We start from the raw sequence: 24,733 nt of genomic DNA on the forward strand, positions 1-24,733 counted from the left end.
GTTGGTTAAATAAGTGACTGCGTTTCAGGGAAGCCGAAACGAATATTTAAACACTGAACCGCCTGCGAAGAGGCGCCTTTCAGCAGGTTATCTTCTGCAGCCACCACGATCAGGTGTTCGCCCTGCACGGCAAAGCCGATATCGCAAAAGGGCTGCCCTACCACGCCTTTCAGCGCCGGCACGCCTTTTTCATACAGACGCACCAGCGGTTTGTCGTGGTAGGCATCATGGAACGCCTGCGCCACTTCCGCATGGCCGATACCCGCTTTCAGACGGCAGGTAATGGTCGCCAGAATGCCGCGCGCGAAATTGCCAAGATGCGGGGTAAAAATCACCGGCACGCCGAGATGAGAGGTGATTTCCGGATGATGGCGATGGTTGAAAATACCGTAGGGTTGCAGGCTCACTTCGCAGAAGCTGGTGCCGACGCTGGCTTTGCGTCCTGCGCCGCTTACGCCGCTGGTGGCATTGATCACCGGCCACTGCGCGTCATTCAGCAGTCCCGCTTCCACCAACGGTTTCAGCGCCAGCTGTGCCGCGGTGGGATAACAACCCGGCACGGCAATCAGCTGCGCTTCGCGGATTTTTTCGTGCTGCCATTCGGCCAGACCATAAACGGCTTTATCCAGCCACTCGCCGTGCTGGTGAGTGAAACCGTAGTATTGGGTATAGAAATCAGCATCGTTAACGCGGAACGCGCCTGAAAGATCAAACACAACGCAGCCCGCTTTCAGAAATTCGGGCGCCAGATCGTGGCTTACCTCATGGGCGGTCGCGAGAAACACCACGTCGACTTTTCCCGCCCAGGCTGAGGCGTCGCTTAACGGCTGCAGCGGCAGATCCACAATGCCTTTGAGCTGCGGATGTAAATCGGAAAGTAATTTTCCCGCATCCGGACTTTGCGCTGAAACCGCTAAAGCGGTTATGTTCATATGCGGATGGCGATTCAGGTAGGTGGCAAGCTCTACGCCAGCGTAACCACTGGCACCCACGATCAGCGTATTCAACATCAGGCTGTATACCTTATTACAGTCACACGTTCCGGGTCGCGGCCTTGCCCCGTTGCCCACGATGCCGTTTGCAGAAGATTTCTTGTTCACATGCAGACGACGTTAATGTATTTTTATTCACTATTAGTGCATGAATATTGATACATCCTAACTCAAGGACCGTCAACAGTGAAGACAAAATTACCGCCTTTTCTCGAACTCTACCGCCAGCTGATTGCCACGCCGACCATCAGCGCCACTGACAGCGCGCTCGATCAAAGTAATGAAACTTTAATCAATTTGCTTGCCGGCTGGTTTCGCGATCTCGGCTTTACGGTAGAAGTGCAGCCGGTGCCCGGTACGCGCAATAAATTCAACATGCTGGCGCGCACCGGCAGCGGCGCGGGCGGCCTGCTGCTCGCCGGTCATACCGATACCGTGCCCTTCGATGATGGCCGCTGGACGCGCGATCCTTTCACGCTGACCGAGCACGACAACAAGCTCTACGGCTTAGGCACTGCCGACATGAAAGGCTTCTTTGCCTTTATTCTCGATACGCTGCGCGATGTGGATCTCTCCACGCTAAAGAAACCGCTCTATATCCTGGCGACTGCCGATGAAGAGACCACCATGGCAGGCGCGAAATATTTTTCTGAAACTACCAGCCTGCGCCCCGATTGCGCCATTATCGGCGAACCGACCTCGCTGAAGCCGGTGCGCGCGCATAAAGGCCATCTCTCCCATGCGATTCGCGTGCAGGGCCAGTCAGGCCACTCCAGCGATCCGGCGCGCGGGGTGAATGCGATCGAACTGATGCATGATGCCATTGGCCATCTGATGCAGCTGCGCAATACACTGAAAGAGCGTTATCACCATGACGGCTTCGCTATCCCTTATCCGACGATGAACTTCGGCCATATCCATGGCGGCGATGCGGCGAACCGCATCTGCGCCTGCTGCGAACTGCACATGGATATTCGTCCGCTGCCGGGCCTGACGCTGAGCGATCTTGACGGCCTGCTGAACGAGGCGCTGGCACCGGTCAGCGCGCGCTGGCCGGGTCGCCTGACGGTAGGCGAGCTGCATCCGCCGATTCCCGGCTACGAATGTCCGGCGGATCATGAACTGGTAAAGGTGGTGGAAAAGCTGCTCGGCACGCCGACCGAAGTGGTGAACTACTGTACCGAAGCGCCGTTCATTCAGGAACTTTGCCCGACGCTGGTGCTCGGCCCCGGCTCCATCAACCAGGCGCACCAGCCCGATGAGTTTATCGATACGGCATTTATCAAGCCGACCCGCGCCCTTATCGCGCAAGTTGTGCAGCATTTTTGTCACTGATGAATAATAAATGGGGCATTTCACTGTGAAAGCAGCAAAATGCCCGGTCATTGTTCGGTGTTTAGCGATAAGAATAACTTATCACGCTCCGATGTAAGTTAATTTCATAAATTACCGTCATTTAGCTGCACATTACCCTGTATTTAAGCTATTTGACGAATGTTGCGTTACGTGGCTAGATAAAAGACGAAGTTATGCCCGTGGGGTGTAAGACAGTGACAAAATACGATGAGGGTGTCAGGGTCAAATGAACGAACAATATTCCGCAATGCGAAGTAATGTCAGTATGCTCGGCAAACTGCTCGGGGATACGATAAAGGATGCACTGGGAGAGAACATCCTCGATCGGGTAGAGACTATCCGCAAGCTTTCTAAATCATCTCGTGCAGGAAATGACACTCATCGTAAGGAACTGCTCTCCACGCTGCAAAACTTGTCGAATGATGAGCTGCTGCCGGTGGCACGCGCTTTCAGCCAGTTTCTTAACCTGACCAACGTGGCGGAGCAGTATCAGACCATCTCCCCCCACGGCGACGCCGCCAACCATCCGGACCTGTTAAAGAAAACCTTTGAACGCCTGAAGCTGCAGACCGATTTGAATGAAAGCGCCATTCATGAGGCGATTGAATCCCTGTCGCTGGAGCTGGTATTGACGGCACATCCCACGGAAATCACCCGTCGCACCCTGATTCACAAGCTGGTGGAAGTGAACAGCTGCCTGAAGCAGCTGGACCACAGCGATATTTCCGATTACGAACGCAACCAGATTATGCGCCGTCTGCGCCAGCTGGTGGCGCAGGCCTGGCACACCGATGAGATCCGAAAATATCGCCCGACGCCGGTTGATGAAGCCAAATGGGGCTTTGCCGTGGTGGAAAACAGCCTGTGGGAAGGCGTGCCTGCTTTCCTGCGCGAGCTGACGGAACAGGTGGAAGAGACCTTCGGCCTGACCCTGCCGGTGGATTTTGTCCCGGTGCAGTTCACCTCCTGGATGGGCGGCGACCGCGACGGCAACCCGAACGTAACCTCAACTATCACGCGCCACGTCCTGCAGCTGAGCCGCTGGAAGGCTGCCGATCTCTTTCTGCGCGACATCAGCGTGCTGATTTCCGAACTCTCTATGTCAGAATGTAATGACGAGGTGCGTGCGCTCTGCGGCGATCCGGAAGCACTGGAGCCCTATCGCGTGATTTTGAAGCGCATTCGCAGCCAGCTGATGAATACCCAGATTTACCTTGAGCGTCGTCTCAAGGGCGAACTCCTGCCGCGCCCTGCCGATCTGCTGATTTCCAACGATCAGCTGTGGGATCCGCTGTTTGCGATTTATCAGTCGTTGCAGCAGTGCGGTATGACGATTATCGCCAGAGGCCAGCTGCTCGATACCCTGCGTCGCGTGAAGTGTTTCGGCGTGCCGCTGGTGCGCATCGATATTCGTCAGGAGAGCACGCGCCATACACAAGCTATCGCGGAAGTAACGCGCTATCTGGGCCTCGGCGACTATGAAAGCTGGTCAGAAGCGGACAAACAGGCGTTTCTGATACGCGAACTGAACTCCAAACGTCCGCTGCTGCCGCGCCAGTGGGAACCGGGCGAAGAGACGCGCGAAGTGCTGGAAACCTGCCGCGTGGCGGCGGAAGCGCCGTACGGCTCTATCGCCGCCTACGTGATTTCGATGGCGAAAACCCCTTCAGACGTGCTGGCGGTGCATCTGCTGTTGAAAGAGGCGGGCATTCAGTTTGCCATGCCGGTTGCGCCGCTGTTTGAAACTCTCGACGACCTGAATAATGCCAACGACGTGATGAGTCAGCTGCTGAGCATCGACTGGTATCGCGGCTTTATTCAGGGCAAACAGATGGTAATGATTGGCTACTCCGACTCGGCGAAAGATGCCGGCGTGATGGCGGCCAGCTGGGCGCAATATCAGGCGCAGGACGCCTTAATTAAAACCTGTGAGAAAGCGGGCATCGCGCTGACGCTGTTTCACGGACGCGGCGGCACCATCGGTCGCGGCGGCGCGCCAGCTCACGCCGCGCTGCTCTCCCAGCCGCCGGGCAGCCTGAAAGGCGGTCTGCGCGTGACTGAACAGGGCGAGATGATCCGTTTCAAATATGGCCTGCCGGAAGTGACCATCGCCAGCCTGTCGCTCTATACCGGTGCGATTCTGGAAGCTAACCTGCTGCCGCCGCCAGAGCCGAAAAAAGAGTGGCGCAGCGTGATGGATCAGCTTTCTGAGGTTTCCTGCGCCATGTATCGCGGCTATGTGCGTGAGAACCCGGATTTCGTGCCCTATTTCCGCTCGGCCACGCCAGAACAGGAGCTGGGCAAGCTGCCGCTCGGCTCGCGTCCGGCCAAGCGTCGTCCGACCGGCGGCGTGGAATCGCTGCGCGCGATCCCCTGGATTTTCGCCTGGACGCAGAATCGCCTGATGCTGCCCGCCTGGCTGGGTGCCGGCGCGGCGTTGCAGAAAGCGATGGATGACGGCCATCAGGATCAGCTGGAAGCGATGTGCCGCGACTGGCCGTTCTTCTCTACCCGCCTCGGCATGCTGGAGATGGTGTTTGCTAAGGCGGATCTCTGGCTGGCGGAATATTACGATCAGCGTCTGGTGGATAAATCGCTCTGGCCGCTGGGCAAACAGTTGCGCGATCAGCTGGAAGCGGATATCGGCGCGGTGTTGACCATCGCCAATGATGCGCATCTGATGGCGGATCAGCCATGGATTGCGGAATCAATCGCGCTACGCAATGTGTATACCGATCCGCTGAACGTGTTGCAGGCAGAGCTGCTGCACCGCTCCCGCGCGCAGGAAGATCGCGGCGGCGAGCCGGATGCCCGCGTCGAGCAGGCATTAATGGTGACGATTGCAGGCGTGGCGGCAGGTATGAGGAATACAGGGTAAAAAAAGTGGCGGGCGAACAGCCCGCCAGCTGCGCTTTTATTCCCTCAAGCACTCCGCAGAATATCTGGCAAATAGTATTTGTTTTTCTGTGAAGCATACCCATGCACTTGCACACGGTGCAGTAGTGCATTAAAATATTGCTGTATTGCGAAACGGAGGTTGCAATGTAATGAAGTTGAGAAGCATTGAAAGCTTTCGGAACCAATGGCTTGAGGACTATTTTCTCTATGGAAAAACCCATAAGAAAATCCCGGCTACCATTGAGTCAGCGCTGGCCCGAAGGCTCGATATAATAAACGCGGCAGCAACATATAAAGATTTGCAATCGCCGCCCGGGAACCGTTATGAAGAGTTGAATCCACCTTTAGAGGATTACTCTTCAATACGGCTCAATGACCAGTACCGATTGATATTTAAATGGATTGATGGAAAAGCCGTTGACCTCTACTTAGATCCCCATAGCTATAAAAAGCATAAATGAGATAAAACCTTATGACACAAGCAACTCGTAAGCCGACTACTCCGGGAGACGTGCTACTTTACGAATACCTTGAACCACTATCCCTTAAAATCAATGATTTAGCTGAAATGTTAAACGTACACCGTAACTCGGTTAGCGCGCTGGTCAACAATAACCGTAAACTCACTCCTGACATGGCTTTCAGACTCTCTGCCGCTTTTGATACAAGCGTCGAGTTCTGGTTAAATCTTCAAAACAGCGTTGATATATGGGAAATCGAAAACGATGCTCGTACTCAGGAAGAAATTAGTCGCGTAATCTCTCTGGAGAAGTTTCTGGCGCTCAAAAATGCCCCTGAAAATAAGGTCGCATAGTCTCTTAATTTTATAAAAAGCCTTTGCTCTCAGGCGGCCCCAAATTGCCTGCTTTACTTTGTCATTTCATAAGCCAGCGTGGAAATGCCTCTTGCAACGTAGCTTTTACTGCGTTGTACATCGCTGGCAGCCAAAAGTTTGCTTTACCCCAGCCCGCAATAAAACCCGCCGCGTTCCCTGCATAGTCATTGTGTCCACCTGGTCCTTTGTTCTATCCTTTAGCAACATTAACCTTTTTTAAAACTGGCCATTTTCACCGACAGGAGTTGAACCCATGGCGTCAGGAATTTCCCGCATCTGGATGCGTACAGGATGGCTGCTGGCAACGGCGCTGCTGGTATTTCAGCTCACCGGCTGCGGCGACAAGGAAGGCGAGCAGCGTAAAGCCTTTATCGACTTCCTGCAGAACACCGTGATGCGCAGCGGCGAGCATCTGCCCAGCCTGAGCGAGAACCAAAAGCAGAGCTTCGGCAACTACGCTGGCGACTACGCCATTATTTACGGCTTCTCGCAGCAAATAAATAAAGCTGTCGACGAGGGAATGCGTCCGGTAGTGGATGAACTCTCCGCCATTCGTGTGCCGCAAGATTACCTGACGCGTCGCGATTCGCTGCGCCAGGCAAGCGGCGCGCTCAGCGTGTTAACCCAACAGATTCAGAGCGCTAAAATGCAAGCGGATACCAGCAAAGCCGCACTGAAGCAGCCTGACGATCTGAAAAAGGTTTACGATGACGTCTATGGCAAAGCGGTGACGCAGCCAGCTAACGTGCTGATTCCGCTGCTGCCCAAACTGCAAACCTTAAGCCAGGATGTGTTACAGACCGGCGACTATCTGCAATCGCAGGGCGCACGCGTAACCTTCGAGAATAATGGCGTGCAGTTCCCGACTCAGGATCAGGCCACGCAGTACAATACCCTGATGAGTAATCTGTCTGGCAATGCACAGGCGCTAACCCAGGCGCAGAATGCTGTGCAGGGCAATTTGCAGTAAGTAACCTAAGGGGCAGCGCAACAGCTGCCCCTTAAGATTTTTCGTAACTCCCTCGCGCTTTTTTTCCTCTCGCCGTTCTGGTTCATACAAAGTGTGATCAGGCGCATTTTTGACCAAAAATAGTTTGTGATCAAAGTCACATTTATCGCACAAAGCCATCATCTGAAAAGGTGATTTTCATCACAATTAGCCTCCTGCCACGGCGAAATTTCCACCAAGGCGCTCTTATTACAGCTTTATTTTGTGATCGTGATCACTCAAATACCCCCTAAAGCCCGCAAAATTGCGTGATCAATATCACACTTAAGAGCTGCTCTACGCAGCGTCATAAACGCGTGGTAGAGTCCGCGTGCATACAGTAATGCCGACGGCTCCCCGCCGTGACGTCTAAACAAAAACAAACGCGCTCTCTTATTGCAGCGCGTATCAATAAGGGGTGGGTTTATGTCCTCATCAGTAAAGGTCAAAGTACAAAGCTTTGGTCGCTTCCTGAGCAACATGGTGATGCCAAACATCGGCGCGTTTATCGCCTGGGGTATCATCACAGCACTGTTTATTCCAACCGGTTGGATCCCCAACGAAACGCTGGCGAAGCTGGTTGGTCCGATGATTACTTACCTGCTGCCGCTGCTGATCGGTTTTACCGGCGGTCGTCTGGTGGGTGGCGATCGTGGCGGCGTGGTGGGTGCTATCACCACGATGGGCGTGATTGTCGGCGCCGACATGCCGATGTTCCTCGGCTCGATGATTGCCGGTCCGCTGGGCGGCTGGGCGATTAAATCTTTTGACCGGGCGATTGATGGCAAAATCAAAAGCGGCTTCGAAATGCTGGTCAACAACTTCTCTGCCGGCATCATCGGCATGTTGTTGGCGCTGCTGGCCTTTATGGCTATCGGTCCGTTGGTGGAAGGGCTGTCGCACATTCTCGCCGCAGGCGTAAACCTGATGGTGCAGAACAACCTGCTGCCGCTAACCTCTATCTTTGTTGAACCGGCGAAAATCCTGTTCCTCAATAACGCCATTAACCACGGCATCTTCTCGCCGTTGGGCATCCAGCAGGCCAGCGAAGCCGGTAAATCCATCTTCTTCCTGATCGAAGCGAACCCAGGTCCGGGCATGGGCGTGCTGGTGGCTTACATGATCTTTGGTCGTGGCAGCGCTAAACAGTCTGCGGGCGGTGCGGCGATCATCCACTTCCTCGGCGGCATCCACGAAATCTACTTCCCGTACGTGCTGATGGCGCCACGCCTGCTGCTGGCGGTGATCCTCGGCGGGATGACCGGTGTCTTTACCCTGACGCTGCTGCACGGTGGTCTGGTCTCCCCTGCTTCCCCTGGCTCAATTCTGGCGGTACTGGCGATGACGCCTCGCGGCACCTACTTCGCTAACATCGCTGCTATCGTTGCCGCCTTTGCCGTCTCCTTCGTTATCTCTTCGGTGCTGCTGAAAACCAGCAAAGTCAAAGACGAGGATGATATCGAAGCGGCGACGCAGCGCATGAAAGATATGAAAGCGCAGTCCAAAGGCCAGACGGCTGGCACAGCTGGCGCACCGGTTGCCGGCGACGCCATGAGCGTTGACCTGAGCCATGTGCGTAAAATCATCGTGGCCTGCGACGCCGGTATGGGTTCCAGCGCCATGGGCGCAGGGGTGCTGCGTAAGAAAATGCAGGATGCCGGTTTGAGCAATGTCTCGGTGACCAACCTTGCCATCAACTCCCTGCCCGACGATGTGGATCTGGTGATTACCCACCGCGATCTCACCGAGCGCGCAATGCGTCAGGCGCCGCACGCTCAGCACATTTCGCTGAACAACTTCCTCGACAGCGCGCTTTACAGCAATCTGACCGAGCGTCTGGCAGCGGCAAACCGCAGCGAAACTCATCGTGATAAAGTGCAACAAACCCTGAGCGACAGCTACGGCAATGATGATACGCAGCTCTTCAGGTTGGGCGCGGATAACGTCTTCCTTGGCCTCTCCGCCAGCAATAAAGAGCAGGCGATTCGCTTCGCTGGCGAGCAGCTGGTGAAAGGCGGCTACGTGCAGCCGGAGTATGTGGAAGCGATGCTGGCGCGTGAAGCGTTGACGCCAACCTATCTGGGCGAATCGATTGCCGTTCCGCATGGCACCGTAGAAGCGAAAGATCGCGTGCTGAAAACCGGCGTGGTGTTTTGTCAGTATCCACAAGGGGTGCTGTTCGGTGAAGAGGCTGACGATGTTGCGCGTCTGGTGATTGGTATTGCCGCACGCAACAACGAGCACATTCAGGTGATTACCAGCCTGACCAACGCGCTGGATGACGAAAACGTGATTGAGAAGCTGGCGAATACCCGCAGCGTTCAGGAAGTTCTGGATCTGCTGTCCGGCAGCGCAGCAGCGGCCTGATCCTCTGCTTTTTCCCTGGGGCGGGCAGGCCCGCCCTCTTTTCCGGGGCGGGCCTGCCCGCCCCATCGCTATTTGAGGTGGGTAAAAATTATGAAAGCGTTACATTTTGGAGCCGGTAACATTGGACGCGGTTTTATCGGTAAGCTGCTGGCTGACGCCGGTATCGAACTGGTGTTTGCCGATGTTAATCAGGTGGTTCTGGATGCTTTGAATGCGCGTCATGAATATCCGGTGCATGTGGTGGGCGAGCAGGCGAAAACAGAAATCGTTAAAGGCGTCAGCGCCGTCAACAGCACCAGCGACGATATCGTTACGCTGATCGCTGAAGTTGATCTGGTGACCACCGCAGTAGGCCCGCAAATTCTGGAGCGTATCGCTGGCGGCATGGCGAAAGGTCTGGCCAAACGCAGCGACAGCGGCAACGTCCGCCCTCTCAACATTATCGCCTGTGAAAATATGGTGCGCGGCACCAGCCAGTTAAAACAGCACGTGCTGAAAGCGCTGCCGGAACAGTATCACGCCTGGCTTGAACAGCACGTTGGCTTTGTGGATTCCGCCGTGGATCGCATTGTGCCGCCTTCAGAAGCGGGCAGTAACGATCCGTTGGAAGTAACAGTGGAAACCTTCAGCGAATGGATCGTGGACAAAACCCAGTTCAAAGGCGAGCTGCCGACCATTGCCGGCATGGAGCTTACCGACAACCTGATGGCGTTTGTCGAGCGTAAACTCTTCACCCTGAATACCGGCCACGCGATTACCGCCTATCTGGGCCAGCAGGCGGGTCATCAAACCATTCGTGACGCCATTCTCGACGAGAAAATCCGTGCGGTAGTGAAAGGGGCGATGGAAGAGAGCGGCGCCGTGCTGATCAAACGCTACGGTTTCGACGCGGATAAGCACGCCGCTTACATCGAAAAAATCCTTGGCCGTTTCGAAAATCCGTATCTGAAAGATGATGTGGAGCGCGTTGGCCGTCAGCCGCTGCGTAAACTGAGCGCGGGCGATCGCCTGATCAAACCGACGCTGGGCACGTTGGAATATCAACTGCCGCACGACAACCTGGTAAAAGGTATTGCCGCCGCCATGCGCTATCGCAGCGAGCAGGATCCGCAGGCTCAGGAACTGGTCGCTCTGCTGGAAGAGAAAGGTCCGCAGGCTGCGTTGGCGCAGATTTCCGGTCTGGATGCCAACAGCGAAGTGGTGGCTTCTGCGGTGAGCGCCTATAACGCTATGGCGTAAGGTGCGCGTTTTAGCGACCCGGTCAGGGCACAGGCTATCTGTGCCCTCGGGCGTTGTCAGAACTATGCAGGCAATAATGGAAGAGAAGCAAGCTTTTGAAAACCGGGTACTTGAGCGCCTGAACGCCGGTCGCTCGGTGAGAAGCTTTCTGATCGCCGCCGTCGAGCTGTTGGCCGAAGCGGTTAACCTGCTGGTATTGCAGGTGTTTCGCAAAGATGACTATGCGGTGAAGTATGCGGTAGAGCCGCTGCTGCTGGGCAACGGGCCGCTGGGCGAGCTGTCGGTGCGTCTCAAGCTGATCTACGGGCTGGGTGTCATTAGCCGTCATGAATATGAAGATTGCGAACTGCTGTTAGCCTTGCGCGAAGAGCTTAATCATGACGACAGCGAGTATCGCTTTACCGACGATGAAATCCTTGGCCCGTTCGGCGAGCTGCACTGCGTGGTCGCCTGGCCGCCGCAGCCTGAATTTATTCATCAGGACAGCGAGTTGCGCGCCATGCAGCAGCAGCGCTATCAACAGATGGTGCGTTCAACCATGGTGCTGTCGCTGACGGAGCTGATCTCCCGCATCAGCCTGAAGCAGGCCTTCAAAAAATCATCCGTGTGATATCGCTGCACGCTGGCGGGATAAACCATCCCGCCACCCTTTCCGCCTGTTTTCGTGTATCCTTTGCCTGTTTTCCTTAACGAGTTGCCGTCATGAAAGAGCAAGAAAAAGCTGAAATTAAACGTCTGAGCGATCAGCTCGACGCCCTGAACCATAAAGAGCCGCAGCTGCTGGAATCGGGCGATGCCGAAAAGCTGGGCGAGCTGCTGAAAGAGAAAGAGACGCTGGTCAATGAGATTGATCGTTTGCGTAACGTGCGCGAGCAGAAACTGAGCAAAGAAGCGCAGAATTTACAACAGCTGCCCTTCAGCCGCACCATCACCAAAAAAGAGCAGGCGAATATGGGCGCGCTGAAAAAAAGCGTGCGCGGCCTGGTCGTCGTGCATCCGATGACGGCTCTTGGCCGCGAGCTGGGTCTGAAAGAGATGACCGGCTACGCCAAAAAGCCGTTCTGAACGGATTAATCAGGCAGCAGCCTGCTCAGGCTGCGCCACGCCTGCCGCCCTGTTAACCTGCTGAATCAGCGTATCCAGCAGGTCATAACGGCGGCGGTATTCCGCCCGCTTTTTGCTGGCGATATTTTCCAGCGCTTTACGCGTCATGCTTAACGGCAGCCGAAACAGGCCGTCGCCGCGCGCTTCGCCGCCCAGCGACAGCCAGAATTCGCTGTAGCTGGCAAAAAAATGATCGTTTTTGCTGTGACGATAGCGCAGACTGCGAAAAACGTGGGTGGTGTCGCCTACCGCAATGATATTTTCTACCTGACAATGTTCCGCCAGGATAAAAACCGCCTCCAGCAACAGACGCTTGGGAAATAAACCCTGCGCTGCTTTTGTGGCGTCACGAATGACATCATTTGAAATATGTTTACGCGGTCCCTGTAATCCGCCAATTAATAAAGTTCGCTGATTGTTTTCGATAATTAAAGAAAAAGAGAGTGAAGCGATAAGCTGCGTTTGATAGCGCAGCTCCAGGGTTACTTCTCCCTCACGGTCGAAGCGCCCCGGACAACAGTGTAATAAAAATTCCTCTCCGTTTTTACCGCTCAGCGTCGCCAGCAACTTGTCGCCCGGACTTTGCAAAAGCTGCTTCAGCACGGCATTGTCGAGCCGGGATAGCTGAAAATAGTGATCGATGATAGCCTGCGCGCGTTGCTCCACGCTGAAGCCCGCGCGCAGATAGGGACGGTGCAGCTTGGCAGGCAGCAGACCCTGTACAGAGAGCATTTGCGGTAAATCCGGCAGCGCCGACAGCTGCCGCAGATAGCGCAGCGTAGTAACAGGAAAAGCAAGCGTGCGTAATAAAAATTTCAGGCGAAATCGTTTACTTGCCCATAATTTACCAGGGATATATTTCCCACTGGCTAATTGCAAAAACAAGGATGCGGGCGAATCGGTATTCGCCGCAGAAGTCGTTATCATGGACATAAGCGTTATTATCGTGTTGACCAGTTTGATAACAGCGTACGGCGAGGAATATCAACGGCAGGTTAATATCAGGACAGGAATGAAAAGGGAGCGGAACTCTCTCCCTTTTGTTTAGCGCAGGTTTACTTATTTATCAAAAACTCTCCCAGCCCGTTTCCGTGGCGGCGCGCACCGGCGTGACGGGCGCAGGCAACAGCTTAACGGGTTTGGACGCGGTCTCGCTTTTCTCCGGCGCGCTAGTTTCCGTCAGGCGGAACACCGCAACCGCACGCGTCAGCGACGCCGCCTGCTGCTCCAGCGAATGCGCTGCGGCGGCAGATTGCTCAACCAGCGCGGCGTTCTGCTGCGTGGTGTTATCCATCTCCACCACCGCCTGCGAAACCTGACTGATGCCACGGCTCTGCTCACCGGAGGCAGAAGCGATCTCGCCCATAATATCGCGCACGTTACTGACCGACTGCACAATGGTCTGCATGGTGCTGCCGGTGCTTTCCACCAGCTTCGCGCCGCTGTTGACGCGACTGACCGACTCCGCAATCAGCTCTTCGATCTCTTTCGCCGCCTGGGCGGAGCGCTGCGCCAGATTGCGCACCTCGCTCGCCACCACGGCGAAGCCCCGCCCCTGCTCACCGGCGCGTGCCGCCTCAACCGCCGCGTTAAGCGCCAGGATATTGGTCTGGAAGGCGATGCTGTTGATCACCGTGGTGATATCCGCGATCCGCTTCGAGCTTTGGGTAATTTGCTGCATGGTTTCCACTACCGCATTGACCTGCTGGCCGCCGGTCTGCGCATTTTTTGACGCTTCGGCGGCGAGTTGGCTGGCAGAGTGCGCATTGTCCGCGTTCTGCTTCACCGTTGAGCTAAGCTGCTCCATGCTGGCGGCGGTCTGCTCCACCGCCGCCGCCTGCTCTTCGGTGCGTGAAGAGAGATCGGTGTTACCGGCGCTGATCTCCGTGGCGGCGTAAGAAACTTCCAGTACCCCGGCGCGAATCTGACCAATCATGTTGCGCAGATTATCGCTCATCTGCCCGACGGTATGCAGCAGCATACCCAGCTCATCGCGTCGCGTGGTGGTGATGTGATGCGTCAGATCCCCTTCGGCAATGCGCTCAGTGACTGTCAGCGTCTCACGCAGCGGACGGGTAATCAGACGGGTGATACAGAACGCAACGATACAGCCGACCAGTAGCGCCGCCAGCGCTACCAGAGAGACCATCTTCACGCCGAGCGCCACGCTGCTCAGCGCAATGTCTACCTCGCGCTTCACCAGCTTCTCCACCATCTCGTTCATGTCAGCTGCCTGGCGCGTCATCTCCGTAGCGGCCTGCATCTCTTGCTGATAAGCAGGCACGTAAGAGAGCACGCTTTTCTTGTAGCTGATCAGCTGGCTTTTTAACGGCTGTAATGACTGCTCCTGCTCCGGGGTGACCAGGCTGGCGAAGGTATCCAGCATCACCGCGGCATTATCCGCAGAGGCTGAAAGGATTGCCGCGCTTTTCTCGCTGGGATCGGCCACGACGCCGCGCACTGCGTAATGCACGTCCAGCAGCGCCAAATCGAGCTTGCTCATCTGAAGCTGCAGCATCAGATCGGCGCCAACGCCCAGCTGTTGCTTGAGATCCTGAAATGCCGCTTCGCTGGCGGAGAGATTCCAGCCGTTTTTAATTGCCTGGCGGGTATTTACCGCATCGGTAAAGGTTTTCTGCGAGTGTTGATAAGCCTTTACCAGATTGGGAAAGGTATCGAGCCAGCTGCGCATCTCCGGGCTCCAGTAGAGCGTTGACATCATCTGCGTAAAGGCGGCCTGCGCCATTTTTAAAGCTTGCTGACTTTCGGCAATCTTTTTTTCATCGAAATTAAGTTGATAAGCTGTCTGGCTGTCCAGCGCATCGTTGACGCCAGTGCTGATGGCGAGGCTGTAATTAATCTTGTCGGCGCGATCCTGTATATCGCGAAACTGATAAATACTGACCGCCGCAATCGCGGCAGCCAGTAACAAAACCAGCCCAAAGCCAAAACCGAGTTTCTTTCCGACCCGCAAATTCCTGATACGACTACTGAGTGCGTTAAACATGGTTATTTTTATTCCCGTTACTCAAGTGCACGATGAGGATGACGTTGGCACAGTCGCTGCGTAAAAAGGTGATGTGGATAACAGTTACTGATGAAAGGTCTATCGCCAGGATAAAAGCAAACTTTAGGCGCGGCAGGCGGCCAGGCGTGAAAGATATCCCGGCGCAAAGCGCAATAAACAGCAGAAATGTCAGGCATTTAGCGGAGAGCAGACAATAAAAAACCGGTGAAGCGAACTTCACCGGCTCATCATCACGAATTAACGTGCGGGGAAAAGCTTACCGCGCAGAAGCGAAACGCGCTGCCGCTTCGTCCCAGTTTACAACGTTCCAGAACGCTTTGATGTAGTCAGGACGCTTGTTCTGATATTTCAGATAGTAAGCGTGCTCCCACACGTCCAGGCCGAGGATCGGATAGCCGGAAGCGCCAGAAACAGCTTCGCCCATCAGCGGGTTGTCCTGGTTAGCAGTAGAAACCACCGCCAGCTTGTCGCCTTTTTTCACCAGCCACGCCCAGCCGGAACCGAAACGGGTAGCAGCCGCTTTTTCAAACTCTTCCTGGAATTTTTCCACGCTGCCGAAATCTTTCTCGATAGCGGCTTTCAGCTCGCCCTGCAGGGTGGTGCCGGTTTTCAGGCCTTTCCAGAACAGGCTGTGGTTAGCGTGGCCGCCTGCGTTGTTGCGCAGCACGGTTTTTTTCTCCGCCGGAACCTGATCCAGTTTAGCGATCAGCTCGTCTACCGGCAGGTCAGCGAATTCAGTACCTTCCAGCGCCGCGTTGGCGTTGTTAACGTAGGTCTGGTGATGTTTAGTGTGATGGATTTCCATCGTCTGCTTGTCGAAGTGCGGTTCCAGTGCGTCGTATGCATAAGGCAGGGATGGCAGTGAATAACTCATGTTCAACCTCTCCATTTAATGTTTGGGCAGCACTTCTCATTGGAGTGCCGCGTCAGCAGTCGAATCATTATAGTTAAATTCATGATCCATAAAAGCGTAATCAATGCCTTAATAAAGATAAGGAATTGACGCAGATGGAAAAACACGGCCTGCGCCACCGGTAAATTGCGCTTACTGTCTCAACTCGCTGAGCGATTTATCCAGCGCGCCGACCAGCCAGTCGATATCGCTCTCCTGAAACGCCAACGGCGGGCGCAGTTTCAGCACGTTGCCATAGGGACCCGCCACCGAAGTCAGGACATGGTGATCGCGCAGCTTTTCGATCAAATCGAGCGCCAGCGCTTTGTTCGGCGTTTTACTGTCGCGATCCGTGACCAGCTCAAAGCCAATAAACAGCCCGGCGCCACGCACGTCGCCCACGCAGGCATAGCGATCCTTGAGCTTGCTCAGCTCCGCCAGCAGCTTAGCGCCCACCACGCGGCTGTGCTCCTGAAGTCCCTCTTCTTTTATTACGTTCAGCACCGCCTGAGCGGCCGCCATCGCCACCGGGTTGCCGCCAAAGGTGTTGAAGTAAGGAATATCATCGCTAAAAGCGGCCAGCACCTCGCTTTTCGCCAGCAGCCCCGAAACCGGAATGCCGTTGCCCATTGGTTTACCGGTAGTGATGATATCCGGCACCACGCCGTGACGGGCAAAGCCCCAGAAAGCGTCGCCGGTGCGGGCAAAGCCAGGCTGCACCTCGTCGGCGATAAAAATACCGCCGTTGGCGTGCACCACATCCACCGCTTTTTGCAGAAAGCCGCGCGGGTTTGGCAGTACGCCGTCGGAGGAAAAGATGGAGTCGGCGAGGAAGCCGGCAAACTTGATGCCGTGCGCCTGCATATCGTCAATCTGCTTCTGGATTTCATTGGCGAACCATTCACCCAGATCGGGCGCATCGACGCGATAAGCATCCGGCGGCGGCACCAGGCGCGTAGTCGGCGCCAGCGGCTGGCCGCTGCCCAGCGCAGGCGAGGCGCCGGAGGTAAGATCGCTGGTGCCGTGATAGGCTTCCTGCGAAACGATAATGCCGGTACCGCCGCTCCAGGCGCGCGCCACGCGAATCGCCAGGTCATTGGCTTCCGACCCGGTACACATATACATGGCGCGATCGATGGCATCCGGCGTGGTAGCCAGCAGCGCTTCGGAGTAGTCGAGGATGCGCTCGTGCAGATAGCGGGTATGGGTGTTCAGCATCTTCATCTGCTGCGTCACCGCGTCGATCACCGCCGGATGGCAATGGCCGATGCTGGCCACGTTGTTATAGACGTCGAGATATTTGTCACCCGCCGCATCCCACAGATACTGCCCCTCGCCCCGAACCAGATGGACCGGCTTACGGTAAAACAGGCGATAAGATTCGCCGAGAACCTTGCTGCGTTTATCGGTCAGCTTGCGAACATCCGCATCCAGACCCTCTGCGTGCTCCGCACGAAAACTGTTGGTATCCATGATGGTTGAGCGTGTGGCCATGGTGACTCCCGTTGCAAAAGGTGAAAGGGGTACGTGCTGGTCAAAGTTTGCTGGCTTCATCATGACGCGTTTCGGAGAAAATGCAACCAAATACACAAATACAACCAAATACACATGACGGCAGTTAGCGGCTCGGGTAAGCTAAGCCCTTGTAACCGCGCCAGCCAGAGAGGGAATAACTATTATGCTGCAGGAAACACGCCTACACCGCATTCGCGCCCTGCTGACCACGCTGAATCAGGTCAGTACCGAACGCATCATCAAAGAGCTGGGCATATCGCGGGAAACGGCGCGACGGGACATTATCGAACTGGAAGCGCAGGGCGTGGCGCGCCGCGTGCATGGCGGTCTGGTGACGGTAAGCGGGAACAGGCCGGAGCCGCCGCTGCGCGTGCGTAGCGGCGCGATGGCGAAAGAGAAACGTGCCATTGCCCGCGCGGCAGCGCAGCTGTTGCAGCCGGGGCAAACGCTGTTTCTTGATGCGGGGAGCACCACCACCATGCTGGCGCAGGAGCTACGCACCATGTCCGGCCTGACGATTATTACCAACAGCTTGCAGGCGGCGCTGGCTCTCAGCGCCGCCGAAGAAGCTGAAACGCTGAATAATGAGATCATCCTGCTGGGCGGCGCGATGATGGCAGGCGCGCAGCAGACGCGCGGCGAGATGACGGTCGGCGAAATTTATCGCTTTCACGCCGACGTGGCGCTGTTGTCGCCGGTAGGGATTGAGGCGAAAAACGGCGCAAGCAGCTTTCATCCTCATGAAGCGGCCATCGCCCGCGCCATGGCGCAGCAGGCCAGTCAGTTAATCCTGCTGGCGGATCACAGCAAGCTGGGCGTCGTTAGCCGCAGCCAGTATGCGCCGTCGCAGGCGATCGGCACGCTGGTGACCGACAGCGGCGGCGCAGATCATCCCGCCTTAGCAGCGCTGCGTCAGGCGCTGCGGCAGGTGATTCTGGCTTAAATCAGCCGTTGCGGATGGGTATAGACTGTGGCGCGGCCCGGCTTGCTGAAGCCCACCAGCGTCAGATTGCTGCGTTCGGCCACTTCCACCGCCAGGCGCGTCGCGGCGGAAACGGCAAACAGGATTTCCACACCGCACATGGCCGATTTCTGCACCATCTCATAGCTGGCGCGGCTGGAGACCAGCACCGCGCCCTGCTGCCAGTTTTCCCGGCTGCGATAGCCGAGCAGCTTGTCGAGCGCCACATGCCGCCCGACATCCTCGCAGCCGCCCACAAGCTCGCCCTCCAGGTCCATCCAGGCTGCGGCATGTGTACAGCCGGTCTTCTGTCCTACCGGCTGATAATTTTTTAACTGACGCAACGCCTTATCCAGATTTTTCAGCGCGAAGGTTTGGGTAAAAGGTAAAGGCGCGATCGGCTTGCCAATCTGCTCCAGCTGCTCCACGCCACATACGCCGCAGCCGGTACGACCTGCCATGGCGCGACGCTGCGCTTTCAGCCCCATAAAACGGCGGCTGGAGAGTTCGATCTGAACCTCGATGCCGTCACAGCCCGGCACCACATCTATGCCGAAAATTTCCGTCGGTGAATCGATAATGCCTTCTGAAAGTGAAAATCCCAGGGCAAACGCCTCAAGATCTTTCGGCGTCGCCATCATCACCACATGGGAAATGCCGTTGTAGACCAGCGCCACCGGCACTTCGTCCGCCAGCCAGTCCGCCTGCGAGGTTTGCAGGTTATCCCGCTGCCAGACCTGCGCGACATGCACGCCTGTGATTTCATCCCCCACTAACGGGGATTCCGCTTCGCTCTGTTTCACTCTGACTGACTCCGGACCTGACGCTGCATCAATAAAGGGTTAGGTTGCGCCGCTTCCTGGCGCAAGCAGGTGACAATTCTGAACCTGTGACGCCAACACCGCAAAGACTTTGCGTTCGGGTAAATAAAATTTTGGGCAGAAGTGTCTGTGTCTGGCTGCTATCATCAGCTTAATACGGCTGTCGGCCTGGCTCGCTTTGCCATACCGACGATCGTTCTGGCGCAAGGCACAGCGACTCCGCCCAACACAACAGGAAACGCCCCGATGAGTATTCGCATAATCCCGCAGGAGCAGCTGGAAAAAAGCGACGGAACCGCGGCGGACCAGATTCCACCGTTACTTTTCCCGCGTTTAAAAAATTTATACAGCCGCCGCGCCGCCCGGCTGCGCCGGCTGGCGCCGAAGAATCCGCTTGGCGACTATCTGCGTTTTGCCGCTGTGATTGCCCAGGCGCAGGAGATTGTGCTGTACGACCATCCGCTGCATATGGATTTGCGCGAGCGGCTGGCGCTGAGCGCGAACGAGGGTAAAGCGCCGCTGGATATCCATGCGTTGCCGCGCAGCACGCACTGGCAGCGGCTGTTGCACTCGCTGATTGCCGAGCTGAAACCAGAGATGAGCGGTCAGGCACTGGCGGTGCTGGAAAATCTGGAAAAAGCCTCGGCGCCGGAGCTGGAAGCGATGGCCAGCGCGCTGTTCGCGGGCGATTTTACGCAGGTCAACAGCGACAAATCGCCTTTTATCTGGGCTGCGCTGTCGATCTACTGGGCGCAGATGGCAGCGCTGATTCCGGGCAAGGCGCGCGTCGAGTATGGCGAACAGCACCAGTTCTGTCCGGTGTGCGCCAGCATGCCGGTTTCCGGCGTGGTGCATCTGGATCCGACGCAGCAGGATGGGCTGCGTTATCTGCACTGTAACCTGTGCGAAAGCGAATGGTATGTGGTTGCGGGCAAATGCTCTAACTGCGATCAAACGCGCGATCTGCATCTCTGGTCGCTGGAAGGCGCCGAAACGGCAATCCGGGTGGAAAGCTGCGGCGACTGCGGCACCTATATGAAGATGCTTTATCAGGAGCGTGAGCCGGCAGTTGAGCCGGTTGCAGATGATTTAGCCTCGCTGGTGCTGGATGCGCGTATGGAGCAGGAAGGCTTTGCCCGCAGCAGCCTGAATCCCTTTATGTTTCCGGGCGAATAGCCCCGAAGAAAGTATCAGCGGAAGCTTTGTAACGGAGAGAGATGATGAAACTGATCGGCAGTTATACCAGCCCTTATGTACGTAAAATTTCCGTCCTGATGCTGGAAAAGGGGATCATCTTTGAGTTTGTTAACGAGTCCCCCTGGCATGCTGAAAGCCATGTGCCGCACTATAACCCGCTGGGCAAAGTGCCCGCGCTGGTGGCTGACGATCATCATATCTGGTATGACTCCGCCATTATTGCGGAATATCTGGAAACCCGAGCGGAAACGCCGGCCTTTTTACCGGACGATCCGCTGCTGGCGCTGAAGATCCGCCAGTTAGAGAAACTGGCAGACGGGATCAGCGACGCCGCGGTGGTGATCGTACGTGAACAGCTGCGTCCTGGCGATCAGCAATCAGAAGAGGTGATGTTGCGCCATCGCGAGAAAATTCGTCATGGGCTGGACGCGCTGGAGAAAGAGGCGGCCAGCGGCCAGCTGCTTAACAGCGACAGCCTTAATCTGGCCGATATCGCGACTGGCTGCATGATTGGCTATCTTAACTTTCGCCGCGTGGCGCCAAACTGGTGCGTTAATCGTCCCTCGCTGGTGAAACTGGCGGAAAAGCTGTTCCGGCGCGAAAGCTTTGCCCGTACCGTGCCGCCTAACGCCTGAATCTGTTTGCGACCGGGCAAGGCTTTATCTGGCCTTGCCCGGCTAAATCTTTTCTGCCATGTACTGCAAAATTGTTTTGTCTGACGGCATTGCCCAAATCAATAACTTCATTAGCGCAGCTGAAAAAAACCGTTTCTACCGAAACGTTAAAAAAACGGATAATGAGCCATGACCATAAATATCTGACAGCGGATAAGGGTTGTTGAATGTTCAAAAAGCGGCAACCCTTATCTTTATGTACAGGGAGACGTCTGGCACGCGTTGCCTGATGGTAACTTTAAAAGAGCAGGCTATTAAGTTTCATTATAAACAACGGTGGCCCGTTTTCTTGTCAGGCAGATTACCTGGGCATATTTTTCAATATGCGCCTCTTCCGCATACTTACCATAATAAACAGACAGCATATAAAATAATTAATATAAAGACGCATGCACCGGCGAGGTCACTGGCGTAATCCAGCAGCACGCAAAAGAAAGAGATAAAAACAGCGGCTACAGCTAAGGTGAAGTGCGTAACGGCATTCACTAAAAAAAACAGGAAGCCTGAGCGTTGATGCGTTTTTTCGTGCATTGATGAATTCCCTTTCAGCCGGGTACCGGCCTGTTAATCTGTCCCTGACAGGAAATTCTTTCCCGTACCAGCCAGAAACGGACAGTGTTTCGTCCTGCGTCCGTAAGCGCGTTTAAAATATTTTTTAATAATTGCTTTTTATATTACTCTGAATTTTTCTGGCTTACAACAGAGCCTTGAATCAAGCCTGAAAAAGACTTTTCATATAAAATTAATTTATTAATTTATTAAAAAATAAATAGAAATAAGAACAATTAAAGCGGGGCTGATTGTTTAGCCTCGCTTTTTATATCGTCATAAAAAAGGCGAGCCTCAGGCCCGCCTTGTAAACAAAACATCGGTTTACTGCAGCAGCGAAATATCCGCCGCCTGCAGGAACAGTTCCCGCAGTTTCGCCAGCAGCGTCAGACGGTTAATCCGCACTGCCTGATCGTCCGCGTTGACCATCACCTTATCGAAGAAGTTATCCACCGCTTCGCGCAGCTGCGCCAGCTCAATCAGCGCATCCTGATAGCGACCTTCCGCAAAAAGAGGTTGCAGCTTGCTGGTCAGGGCCGTAACGAAGGTCGCCAGCTTGATCTCTTCGTTCTCCTTCAGCAGCGAGGCCTGCACGCTGTCATTCAGGGTTTCGGTGGACTTCGCCAGAATGTTGGAGACGCGCTTGTTCGCCGCCGCCAGCGCCGACGCCGCTTCCAGGGTGCGGAAGTGGGAAACTGCCTTCATACGCGCATCGAAATCAGCCGGACGCGTCGGACGGCGCGCCAGCACTGCCTGGATGGTATCGACGCTGTGGCCCTCTTCCTGATACCAGGTACGGAAACGTCCAAGCATAAAGTCGATAACGTCATCCACCACATTGGCGTTGCTCAGCTTGCTGCCATACAGGCGCGCCGCTTCTTCAGTCAGGGTTTGTAGATCGAGCGGCAGGTTTTTCTCAACGATGATGCGCAGCACGCCCAGCGCTGCACGACGCAGCGCAAACGGGTCTTTATCCCCTTTCGGATGCTGACCAATACCGAAAATGCCCGCCAGCGTATCCATTTTGTCGGCAATCGCCAGCGCGCAGGCGACCGGGTTCGAGGGCAGATCGTCACCGGCAAAACGCGGCTGATACTGTTCGTTCAGCGCCACCGCCACATCTTCCGCTTCGCCGTCATGGCGCGCGTAGTGCATGCCCATCACGCCCTGCGTATCGGTGAACTCAAATACCATGTTGGTCATCAGGTCGCACTTGGAGAGCAGACCCGCACGCGTCGCGTGATTGACGTCGGCGCCAATCTGACCGGCAATCCAGCCCGCCAACGCCTGAATGCGATCGGTTTTATCGCGCAGCGTGCCCAGCTCTTTCTGGAACAGCACGGTTTCCAGACGCGGCAGATGATCTTCCAGACGCTTTTTCCGGTCGGTGTTGAAGAAGAACTCGGCATCAGCCAGACGCGGACGCACCACCTTCTCGTTACCGGAAATAATCTGCTGCGGATCGGACGATTCAATATTGGTGACGAAGATAAAGTTCGGCAGCAGTTTGCCGCTGTCGTCATAGACCGGGAAATATTTCTGGTCGCCCTTCATGGTGTACACCAGCGCTTCGGCCGGCACCGCGAGGAATTTCTCTTCAAAGGTCGCGGTCAGCACCACCGGCCACTCCACCAGCGAGGTCACTTCTTCCAGCAGGCTGTCGCTGAGATCGGCATTGCCGCCCAGCTGACGCGCCGCCGCTTCGGCATCCGCTTTGATGATGGCTTTGCGCTCGTGATAATCGGCGATCACCTTACCGCGCTGGCGCAGAATTTCCGGGTAGTCGTCAGCGTGCTCAATGGTGAACTCCGGCTCGCCCATAAAGCGATGACCGCGCAGCGTGCGGCCCGAATCAATGCCCAGAATAGTCGCCGGAATCAGCTCATCGCCCAGCAGCAGCGTCACGGTGTGCACCGGACGAACGAACTGCACGTCGCTGTCGCCCCAGCGCATCAGTTTGGGGATCGGCAGTTTGGCGAGCGCGCTGACGATCATCGCTGGCAGCAGCGCCTGCGCGCTTTCGCCTTTCAGCTGCGCGCGATAAACCAGCCATTCGCCTTTATCGGTGCTCAGACGCTCAGCCTGATCCACGGTAATACCGTTGCCGCGCGCCCAGCCTTCCGCCGCTTTTGTCGGCTTGCCGTCGGCGTCAAAGGCCGCCGCGATGGCCGGGCCTCGTTTCTCTACTTCACGATCGGGCTGTGCGGCGCTTAAGTTCGCCACTTTCAGCGCCAGACGGCGCGGCGCGGCAAACCAGCTTACCTCGCCATGCGCCAGGTTTGCGGCGTCCAGTTCGGCCGTCACCTGCGCGGCAAAAGATTCCGCCAGGTTGCGCAGCGCTTTCGGCGGCAGCTCTTCGGTGCCAATTTCCACCAGAAAAGTTTTTTCAGTCATGGCTGCCTCTTACTTGTTGTTATTGCACATCGGGAAACCCAGCGCCTCGCGGGAGGCGTAATAGGCTTCAGCCACGGCTTTGGTCAGGGTGCGAATGCGCAGAATATAGCGCTGACGTTCGGTCACGGAGATTGCTTTGCGCGCGTCCAGCAGGTTAAAGCTGTGCGCCGCCTTGAGGATGCGCTCATAGGCTGGCAGCGGCAGCGGTTTCTCCAGCGCCAGCAGCTTTTGCGCCTCTTTCTCATACTGCTCGAAGCAGGTGAAGAGAAAATCGACGTCGGCGTATTCAAAGTTGTAGGTGGACTGCTCCACTTCGTTCTGGTGGAAAACGTCGCCATAGGTGGTTTTGCCCAGCGCGCCATCGCTCCATACCAAATCGTAAACGCTGTCGACGCCCTGGATGTACATCGCCAGACGCTCAAGGCCGTAGGTGATCTCGCCGGTCACCGGCTTACACTCCAGGCCGCCCACCTGCTGGAAGTAGGTAAACTGTGTCACTTCCATGCCGTTGAGCCACACTTCCCAGCCGAGTCCCCAGGCGCCCAGCGTCGGGTTTTCCCAGTTATCTTCCACAAAGCGGATATCGTGCACGGTGGGATCGATGCCCAGCTCTTTCAGAGACCCGAGATACAGCTCCTGAATGTTGTCCGGCGACGGCTTGATGATCACCTGGAACTGGTAGTAGTGCTGTAAACGGTTCGGGTTTTCACCGTAGCGGCCATCGGTAGGACGGCGCGACGGCTGCACGTAGGCGGCCGCAATCGGCTCTGGCCCTAACGCGCGCAGACAGGTCATCGGGTGAGAAGTGCCAGCGCCCACTTCCATGTCCAGCGGTTGAACAATGGTGCAGCCCTGACGCGCCCAGTAGTCCTGCAAGGTCAGGATCAGGCCCTGAAAGGTCTTGGTATCAAACTTTTGCATGT

The 24,733-nt window shown here is 55.9% G+C and carries 21 protein-coding genes; 12 read left to right on the forward strand and 9 right to left on the reverse strand.

Annotated elements, in window-relative coordinates:
* Positions 1 to 5: 5 nt before the first annotated feature.
* The gene (gene argC, locus ABU178_RS18320; RefSeq protein WP_397217580.1) at positions 6 to 1,010 is read right to left on the reverse strand and encodes an N-acetyl-gamma-glutamyl-phosphate reductase; all 1,005 of its coding nucleotides are present in this window, start codon (positions 1,008 to 1,010) and stop codon (positions 6 to 8) included.
* Between the two features lie 168 nt (positions 1,011 to 1,178).
* Between argC and argE the strand changes: the two genes are divergently transcribed.
* The 9 genes from argE (at position 1,179) to ABU178_RS18365 (ending at position 11,740) form a co-directional block, all read left to right on the forward strand.
* Complete coding sequence (gene argE, locus ABU178_RS18325; RefSeq protein WP_397217582.1) at positions 1,179 to 2,327, forward strand: acetylornithine deacetylase; 1,149 nt, start codon at positions 1,179 to 1,181, stop codon at positions 2,325 to 2,327.
* 247 nt (positions 2,328 to 2,574) lie between these two features.
* Positions 2,575 to 5,226: a phosphoenolpyruvate carboxylase gene (gene ppc, locus ABU178_RS18330; protein ID WP_397217584.1), complete on the forward strand. Its 2,652-nt coding sequence runs from the start codon at positions 2,575 to 2,577 to the stop codon at positions 5,224 to 5,226.
* A gap of 169 nt (positions 5,227 to 5,395) precedes the next feature.
* Positions 5,396 to 5,707: a type II toxin-antitoxin system RelE/ParE family toxin gene (locus tag ABU178_RS18335; RefSeq protein WP_397217586.1), complete on the forward strand. Its 312-nt coding sequence runs from the start codon at positions 5,396 to 5,398 to the stop codon at positions 5,705 to 5,707.
* An 11-nt stretch (positions 5,708 to 5,718) separates the two neighbouring features.
* Entirely contained in the window at positions 5,719 to 6,060 is a 342-nt protein-coding gene (locus ABU178_RS18340; RefSeq protein ID WP_397217588.1) for a HigA family addiction module antitoxin, read from the forward strand.
* Between the two features lie 274 nt (positions 6,061 to 6,334).
* Positions 6,335 to 7,051 carry a DUF3053 domain-containing protein gene (locus ABU178_RS18345; protein ID WP_397217590.1) on the forward strand — a complete coding sequence of 239 codons (717 nt, stop codon included), beginning with the start codon at positions 6,335 to 6,337 and terminating at the stop codon, positions 7,049 to 7,051.
* Positions 7,052 to 7,495: 444 nt separating this feature from the next.
* Positions 7,496 to 9,436, forward strand: a complete 1,941-nt coding sequence (locus tag ABU178_RS18350) for a PTS mannitol transporter subunit IICBA (RefSeq protein ID WP_397217592.1) — start codon at positions 7,496 to 7,498, stop codon at positions 9,434 to 9,436.
* A 90-nt stretch (positions 9,437 to 9,526) separates the two neighbouring features.
* Complete coding sequence (gene mtlD, locus ABU178_RS18355; protein ID WP_397217594.1) at positions 9,527 to 10,675, forward strand: mannitol-1-phosphate 5-dehydrogenase; 1,149 nt, start codon at positions 9,527 to 9,529, stop codon at positions 10,673 to 10,675.
* A gap of 64 nt (positions 10,676 to 10,739) precedes the next feature.
* Complete coding sequence (gene mtlR / locus ABU178_RS18360; protein WP_397217596.1) at positions 10,740 to 11,285, forward strand: mannitol operon repressor MtlR; 546 nt, start codon at positions 10,740 to 10,742, stop codon at positions 11,283 to 11,285.
* Between the two features lie 92 nt (positions 11,286 to 11,377).
* A complete protein-coding gene (locus ABU178_RS18365; protein WP_397217598.1) occupies positions 11,378 to 11,740 on the forward strand; it encodes a YibL family ribosome-associated protein in 363 nt (120 codons plus the stop codon).
* A 9-nt stretch (positions 11,741 to 11,749) separates the two neighbouring features.
* Here ABU178_RS18365 and ABU178_RS18370 read toward each other — a convergent pair whose 3' ends face one another.
* The 4 genes from ABU178_RS18370 to ABU178_RS18385 all read right to left on the reverse strand — a co-directional run bounded on the left by ABU178_RS18370 (position 11,750) and on the right by ABU178_RS18385 (position 17,193).
* Positions 11,750 to 12,712 (reverse strand): VirK/YbjX family protein, encoded by a 963-nt coding sequence (locus ABU178_RS18370; protein ID WP_397217600.1) that lies wholly within the window; start codon positions 12,710 to 12,712, stop codon positions 11,750 to 11,752.
* Between the two features lie 133 nt (positions 12,713 to 12,845).
* Entirely contained in the window at positions 12,846 to 14,786 is a 1,941-nt protein-coding gene (locus ABU178_RS18375; RefSeq protein ID WP_397217602.1) for a methyl-accepting chemotaxis protein, read from the reverse strand.
* A 277-nt stretch (positions 14,787 to 15,063) separates the two neighbouring features.
* Positions 15,064 to 15,681 (reverse strand): superoxide dismutase [Mn], encoded by a 618-nt coding sequence (sodA, locus tag ABU178_RS18380; RefSeq protein WP_397217604.1) that lies wholly within the window; start codon positions 15,679 to 15,681, stop codon positions 15,064 to 15,066.
* A gap of 171 nt (positions 15,682 to 15,852) precedes the next feature.
* Entirely contained in the window at positions 15,853 to 17,193 is a 1,341-nt protein-coding gene (locus tag ABU178_RS18385; protein WP_397217606.1) for an aspartate aminotransferase family protein, read from the reverse strand.
* A 184-nt stretch (positions 17,194 to 17,377) separates the two neighbouring features.
* On the opposite strand from ABU178_RS18385, the gene ABU178_RS18390 reads away from it, so the two are divergent.
* Positions 17,378 to 18,157, forward strand: coding sequence for a DeoR/GlpR family DNA-binding transcription regulator (locus ABU178_RS18390; RefSeq protein WP_397217608.1), 780 nt, complete (start codon positions 17,378 to 17,380; stop codon positions 18,155 to 18,157).
* On the opposite strand, the gene fdhD is transcribed toward ABU178_RS18390, so the two are convergent.
* On the reverse strand, positions 18,154 to 18,978 hold the full coding sequence (gene fdhD, locus ABU178_RS18395) for a formate dehydrogenase accessory sulfurtransferase FdhD (RefSeq protein ID WP_397217610.1): 825 nt from the start codon (positions 18,976 to 18,978) through the stop codon (positions 18,154 to 18,156). The two genes, ABU178_RS18390 and fdhD, sit on opposite strands and share 4 nt — an antisense overlap.
* 264 nt (positions 18,979 to 19,242) lie before the next feature.
* Between fdhD and fdhE the strand changes: the two genes are divergently transcribed.
* Together fdhE and ABU178_RS18405 are read left to right on the forward strand one after the other, a co-directional pair.
* A complete protein-coding gene (fdhE, locus tag ABU178_RS18400; RefSeq protein ID WP_397217612.1) occupies positions 19,243 to 20,172 on the forward strand; it encodes a formate dehydrogenase accessory protein FdhE in 930 nt (309 codons plus the stop codon).
* 44 nt (positions 20,173 to 20,216) lie between these two features.
* On the forward strand, positions 20,217 to 20,828 hold the full coding sequence (locus tag ABU178_RS18405; protein ID WP_397217883.1) for a glutathione S-transferase: 612 nt from the start codon (positions 20,217 to 20,219) through the stop codon (positions 20,826 to 20,828).
* Between the two features lie 381 nt (positions 20,829 to 21,209).
* On the opposite strand, the gene ABU178_RS18410 is transcribed toward ABU178_RS18405, so the two are convergent.
* From ABU178_RS18410 to glyQ, 3 genes are all read right to left on the reverse strand, one after another.
* A complete protein-coding gene (locus ABU178_RS18410; protein ID WP_397217613.1) occupies positions 21,210 to 21,398 on the reverse strand; it encodes a hypothetical protein in 189 nt (62 codons plus the stop codon).
* Positions 21,399 to 21,740: 342 nt separating this feature from the next.
* Entirely contained in the window at positions 21,741 to 23,810 is a 2,070-nt protein-coding gene (glyS, locus tag ABU178_RS18415; protein WP_397217615.1) for a glycine--tRNA ligase subunit beta, read from the reverse strand.
* A gap of 9 nt (positions 23,811 to 23,819) precedes the next feature.
* Positions 23,820 to 24,731, reverse strand: coding sequence for a glycine--tRNA ligase subunit alpha (glyQ, locus tag ABU178_RS18420; RefSeq protein ID WP_397217617.1), 912 nt, complete (start codon positions 24,729 to 24,731; stop codon positions 23,820 to 23,822).
* Positions 24,732 to 24,733 lie beyond the last annotated feature (2 nt).

The sequence above is a fragment of the Pantoea osteomyelitidis genome, from assembly GCF_044342975.1.
GTDB classification, from domain to species: domain Bacteria; phylum Pseudomonadota; class Gammaproteobacteria; order Enterobacterales; family Enterobacteriaceae; genus Pantoea; species Pantoea osteomyelitidis.